Source organism: Bartonella sp. CB10SXKL (assembly GCF_042195515.1).
In the GTDB taxonomy this organism is placed as follows: domain Bacteria; phylum Pseudomonadota; class Alphaproteobacteria; order Rhizobiales; family Rhizobiaceae; genus Bartonella.
Window position 1 is genome coordinate 1 of the sequence record NZ_JBHION010000028.1, and the last position, 5929, is coordinate 5929.

General features: G+C 39.8%; 7 protein-coding genes and 1 pseudogene. 1 reads left to right on the forward strand and 7 read right to left on the reverse strand.

Annotated features, from left to right (window positions below):
* A pseudogene (locus ACFIK3_RS08830) lies at positions 1–288 on the forward strand (late control protein); the annotation flags it as partial.
* A 674-nt stretch (positions 289–962) separates the two neighbouring features.
* Here ACFIK3_RS08830 and ACFIK3_RS08835 read toward each other — a convergent pair.
* From ACFIK3_RS08835 to ACFIK3_RS08865, 7 genes are all read right to left on the reverse strand, one after another.
* The gene (locus ACFIK3_RS08835; protein ID WP_375676568.1) at positions 963–2006 is read right to left on the reverse strand and encodes a tyrosine-type recombinase/integrase; all 1044 of its coding nucleotides are present in this window, start codon (positions 2004–2006) and stop codon (positions 963–965) included.
* A 2-nt stretch (positions 2007–2008) separates the two neighbouring features.
* Positions 2009–2257, reverse strand: a complete 249-nt coding sequence (locus ACFIK3_RS08840; RefSeq protein WP_015857131.1) for a hypothetical protein — start codon at positions 2255–2257, stop codon at positions 2009–2011.
* A 75-nt stretch (positions 2258–2332) separates the two neighbouring features.
* On the reverse strand, positions 2333–2788 hold the full coding sequence (locus ACFIK3_RS08845; protein ID WP_375627550.1) for a hypothetical protein: 456 nt from the start codon (positions 2786–2788) through the stop codon (positions 2333–2335).
* Complete coding sequence (locus ACFIK3_RS08850; protein WP_375676569.1) at positions 2785–3327, reverse strand: hypothetical protein; 543 nt, start codon at positions 3325–3327, stop codon at positions 2785–2787. Before ACFIK3_RS08850 ends, ACFIK3_RS08845 begins: the two co-directional genes overlap by 4 nt.
* Positions 3324–4172, reverse strand: coding sequence for a hypothetical protein (locus ACFIK3_RS08855; protein ID WP_375613897.1), 849 nt, complete (start codon positions 4170–4172; stop codon positions 3324–3326). Before ACFIK3_RS08855 ends, ACFIK3_RS08850 begins: the two co-directional genes overlap by 4 nt.
* A gap of 109 nt (positions 4173–4281) precedes the next feature.
* Positions 4282–4905, reverse strand: coding sequence for a lambda exonuclease family protein (locus tag ACFIK3_RS08860; RefSeq protein WP_375676570.1), 624 nt, complete (start codon positions 4903–4905; stop codon positions 4282–4284).
* A 1-nt stretch (position 4906) separates the two neighbouring features.
* Positions 4907–5701 carry an ERF family protein gene (locus ACFIK3_RS08865; RefSeq protein ID WP_375676571.1) on the reverse strand — a complete coding sequence of 265 codons (795 nt, stop codon included), beginning with the start codon at positions 5699–5701 and terminating at the stop codon, positions 4907–4909.
* Between the last annotated feature and the right edge of the window lie 228 nt (positions 5702–5929).

The following is a 5929-nucleotide window of genomic DNA, read 5'->3' on the forward strand; positions in this document are numbered from 1 at the left end:
TTGCGGACTTGTTACACTTGTGAGGAGGAAGCACGAGCTGCTGCTGCTTCCGAGTCGGACAGGTTGTGTCGTGCTGTGGGGAGTGGTTCTTTGACCCTTGAGGGGTGTCCCGAAGTCATGGCGGATCAACCTCTTTTATTGCAAGGGTTTCGTGGGCAAATCAATGGGCCATGGAAAGCTTCCACTGTCACCCACTGCTATGAGAAGCAAAGCGGATACACCACAGAAATTACACTCGAAGCACCAGACAAGGGAAAAGAGGCAGGAGAAAAGGAAACCTCTGAGTGACAGAAAATCAAAGGGTAATGTTTACCCTTTGATTGGTGATGAAGGGCATTTAGAGGAATAGGGACAACTTGTCCCAATTGCTAAAACGAGAAATAGGATCAAGTTGATCCAATTGCATGAGTACAGAAATAGGGTAATGTTTACCCAATTCCTTAAAGGAGCAATGGTGCAAACATTGCACAATTGCAGACTGAAGAGCAATTTGGTCAAGTTGACCGAATTGCTTAAACGCTTTTTCTCTTTTTGATAGTATGCTTAGGATACAGAAAAATCATCAGTCAATTTATGCTAAAAGAGGTGAACACATCTTATATACGCTGCTTCTCAAATAATACGATTCCAACTCAATGATTGATCATCAAAAATTGGGATTTTGAGCAGAAAAGAAAAAGAGGCTTTAAATGATCTTTGAAAGGTCTTTGAAGACCCTTTGAGAACCCCTTAAAAACTCTTTAAAAAAAATAAATTGGTACAAAACCTAGTGGCAAATTATACAAAACCTGCTGGCAAGCTACACCCGAACCTTTAAAAAAGTCATATAAAATCAAAAAGTTATAGCACCATAAAAGTGCTGTGGCGGAGGGGGTGGGAGCGTTATATTTATATATAATCAATAGGTTATATATAAGTTCGGGAATTTTGATTCCATTGATTCTTTTAACTTATTTTCATGTTTATCCCGAACTTTTTTGTAGCTTTTTGATCGCTTCTATTGCAAGTCGTTTTCTATCAGCTGTTTTGGTATAAAGGGATGCCATTTTATCTTCTGTCCAGCCAAAAAGCGCTTTCATTTGCGAAACTGTCGCACCAGCATTGGCTGCACGTGTTGCTGCTAATTTTCGCAATCCGTGCGCTGATTTTTTAATACCTGCTGCATTACATGCTTCACGAAAGAGGTTGCCAAAACTTTCTTTGACAAGCTTATTTCCACCTTTACCACAAATGAATGTTTCATTACCTATAGGACCAATTTTAAGGGTTTCCTCTAGTTCTGGTAAAATAGGAAGAAAAACATCTGTTTTAAATTGGCTCTTTTCTGTTTTGAGATAAATGATATTATCTTTGACATCTTTCCAGCCGATACGAACGGCATCACCACGGCGCAAGCCTGTATAAAGAAGAACATCAATCCAGACGCGTTCATGTGTACCATGTGACCAACGGTGATAATATTTGTCTATGTCCTCTTCTCGCCATGGTAGTAATCCCTCACTGTTCAAAGATTTTGGTGCTTTTATATTAAAGGCAGGATTTCTATTTAAAAGGGCATTATCAACCGCCCAATTAAAGAGACCGTTTAAAGAGGTCAAAAAATGTTTTGCAGCCGCGGGGGTCTCTCGCCTTCTGTCTACGGCTTCAAGAATGTGTTGTTTGTTTATGCTTTTATATGCACGATCACCGATATGTTTAGAAACATTATTCAGAATTCGATATTTAACTTTTTTAGTAGATTCTGATTGATTATGCCATTGCATGCTTTGTAAATACTGATGCAATAACCAATCGAAAGACCCTTCTGTGAGTCTGGTACGCCTCTTTGTTTTGGAGGAGCCATTTTGCGCTTGTTTAATAGCCAGCGTATAATTGTCAACAAACTCTTGCGTTCCATAGGTTCCTTCAATCCGAAACCGTGGTCCATGACCAATACGTACATACCATATAACTTTACCATGGCGTGTACGTTCACGAACAAGATGCGGTGGACGGCGTTTTGGCATGGCTAAAACTTTATACCGTCGACAGAGGGGCAGCTTTTGCTGGTCTCGTAGTCTTCTTGTTCATTTTCAAGCGGTGGAAAATCATCAATGCTATAAGTATTATCTGTCGTTGTTGGTGTTATGGTTTTATTGATATGAATTAATAATTCCCCTGTAGGTTTGATTTCTATGAGTTCACATCCTTGTTTTTTAGCTTCTCTTAAAGCACGAGCAATAGCTGGTTGCGTGATAGTAGGTGGGCGGTGTGGCATGTTTATTCCCCTTCATTTTAGATGTAATTCACTCGTGGCGTGAATCACGCTGGTGTTAAAATTTTGTTTGTGTTGCTAGAAAGGAATGTCGTCTTTTGCTGAAGAGTCGCCGTTCTGGGCGGTCATAGTTCGTTTACAAGCTTCTGAATTATCATAAATTTTTGTATCGCCATAAATTCTTGAATCACTATCGATAACCACATTTCCATAAATTTCTACGCTTCCAAAAATATGACCTCCATATATTTTGACGTTATTATAAATTTTTGCATTTCCAAAAATCTCTGCATTATAAGCAACTTGTGCGTTATCAAAAACCTTAGCGCTATCGTAAATATTGGCAAACAAATACGCCTTGGCATCATTATAAATCCAACAATCGTTTTCATGACTTAAATTGTCTTCATGCTCTATAAAGCCGCCAAGATCACCTGCCTTTACATCTCCAAAGTCTTTCAATGCACGGATGCGGTAAAGCGTAATGTATCCATCAAACTCAATTGTTTCATCAGTCAGTTCGTATTTTCTCATCTGGTTTGTTCTCTAGTTGAGATTCTTCTATCGCCATCAATCCAGTCGTCCCAACATACACATGCTTCACCGTAAATTTTTGCATGACCGTAAACATGCGCATCACCGGAAACTTCTGCATTGCCGTAAACACGCGCCCTATCATAAATGTATGCCTTTTCGTAAACTTGTGCATTGCCATAAACTTCTGCATTATCAAAAACGTGCGGTTCACCGCAAATATATGCATCACCGTAAACTTCTGCATGACCGTAAATGCATGGTTCATCGAAAACTTCTGCTTTGCCATAAATACGAGAATTGTCGTAAACATGTGCATAACCGTAAACATGTGCATTTTCGTAAACCTTAGCATCATCATAAACCTTGGCATAACCACCAATCCAGCAATTACCATGATGCGATAGGTTATCTTCTTTCTCGATATAGCCGCCAAGATCACCTTGCTTGACGTCCTCCAAATCTCTCAATGCACGAATGCGACGGAGCGTTTTGCGCCCAACTTCGATTGTTTCATCTGTCAGTTCATATTTTTTCATCTGGTCTTTTCTCCAGTTGATATGGCGTTATAGTCATCAACGTGTGCGCTACGGTAAACTTCTGCATCACCGTAAACTTTTGCTTCTCCGTAAATTTCTGCCTTATCGTAAACACGTGCTTCATCGAAAACGCGTGCATCATTGTAAACTTTTGCACGCCCATGAACATGTGCATTGCCAAAAACCAAGGCATCACCAAAAACCTTGGCATAACCATAAACCTCTGCATTATGGGAAACGCATGCATTACCGTAAACTTCTGCATGATCATAAATTTTAGCATCACCATAAATCCTTGCACTATCGCCTACATGTCCGTCTTTAACTTTTGCATTGCCATAAACTTCTGCCTTATCGGAAACATATGCATAACTGTAAACATGTGCATTTTCTAAAACTTTTGCATAATCGTAAACGCGTGCACAACCGTAAACCTCTGCCTTATCGTAAACACGTGCTTCATCGAAAACGCGTGCACAATCGTAAACCTCTGCCCTGCCGTAAACGCATGCCTCACCGTAAACTTTTGCTTCTCCATAAATTTCTGCACGACCGTAAACGCGCGCTTCATCGAAAACGTGTGCGCTCTCGTAAACATGTGCATTATCGGAAACTTTTGCTTCATCGAAAACAAGTGCATTGCCATAAACACGTGCATCTCCAAAAACACAAGCCTTATACCAAATCCAACAATTGCCCTCATGGGATAAGTTGCCTTCATGCTCTATAAGACCGCCTAGGTCGTCTGCTTTAATACCACCAAAGTCTCTCAATGCACGAATGCGGTGGAGAGTTTTGCCATCAACCTCAGTTGTTTCATCAGTAAGTTCATATTTTTTTTCCATGGTTTATTTCCTTGATTTGCGTACAATCCACCCGTAGCGTGAAGCACGCATGTGTTGAAAGTGTTAGGAAAGGGTGGGGGTGCTGGGAGGAGAGAGCACCCCCATAGGTTTAAGCAGCTTTTGCCAAAATCTTTTGCATCTCTTGTTCTATTTCCCCTAAAAAGATTTCGACCGCTTTATTAATCTCTTCAATGTGTTTCTCATCGCGGTTGACGCGTTTGATTTTCATTCTCAAACCAGTAGATTTGCCTACAAAGTTTGGATTATAGCTCATGAAATCACACCATTTGCGTCCTGTACAAGCCATTTGGAATTGCATCTGTGCGTGATATTCTGGTTTGATTTCGTCATAAATAAAAAAGCGCAAATGCGTGGTTGATTGTGGACATTTGACTTCGATTAAACCGTCCTCTCCAATCAACCCATCAGGACTAGCCCCCGCCATTTCCATTTTTGGGTGTGGGATAAACCCGCATCTTGTGACTTCTGCGTCATAAATGAATTCATATTCTCTCAAGGCATTCTCTTCATGTTCAATGCCCCATTGCATAGCAGGTGTTGTATAAGATTGGCTTATTTCCCCTATTAAGCGTTCTGTCATGAGTTTCGTTTTGTAATCTTCATATTTGCTTGTAGGCAAACCTTTTGCTGTCTTACTGAGTACGTTGTAAACGTTTGAAGCAGTGACTTTACCCAAGCGCGCTTGAAACCATTCTGCTGTTCTTTGTTCCATCTCACACCGCCGTTCCCTGTTCGTGTGGCGTTTCTATATCGGCATCTTGTATAGTAGAATCTGTTTCTGCCTTTTGCCTGTTTTGTTTATCTTTCAAAAGATGTAATACCGTTTGTGCTTGTCCTTCAGACATATCGTCGAGCTTTTTGACGTTGACATAAGCAAGTATTTTTTCTTCTTCTGTTTGGGTTTGTACGACAAGTCTTCTGATTTCATTGATCTGTTGTGGAAAAGCCTTTTTAATAGGTGTGTTCCCATCCGTATCGTCATCTTCACTCACGACATTAAGAAGCATACCTAACAGATATCTGCGTGCGTATGTGATTGCAGAACCAACCGATTGTATATTTGATTTGCATCCTTTAGTGTCATAAGGAAACTTTCCTTCTGTTGAGATTTTATTTCCAGACGGATGCGTCAAAGTCATTTCTATAATTATATTGTCTGAACTCTGTTCTTTGATACGAGAAAACAAAGCAAATCGGTGTTTTGCAAGAGTATTTTTTACAGCATCAATGTACTGGTCAAGGGTTGCATATTGGCTGTTTGTATGGGTGTTTGTAGAGTTTTTTTGTATTTTTTGATATTCTATTTGCATATTCGAAAGATCACTGGCAAATCTTTCGTAGTTTTGTCGTTCTATTTCTTTTTCTCGTAAGGCAATGAGACGCTCGAGACGGTCCATATCGACGTCATTTTCTAAGGCTCTGTTTAAAATACGTTCCATAGCAGTTTGTTTAACCGCTAAATGATGTGTTTCTTCAATTTCTGTTAGGTTAGTGTTTTGTTTACTCATCTTGATTTCCTCCTATTTGAGCGCAATTCCCCCGTGGCGTGAATCACGCTTGTGTTTAAAAGTTGTTTTTGTTGCTAGAAACGGCTTATAGAGATACTATAAGATTAGTCGTTCTTATTTCTTTTCCATAATTGTTGCTTTTAATGCATGGTTTGTCTTTTAAGCTCTTGAGACAGCACACCAATTCCTTTTGCTGTGATTTTTGCGCAAGGAATGACTTTTTCTATT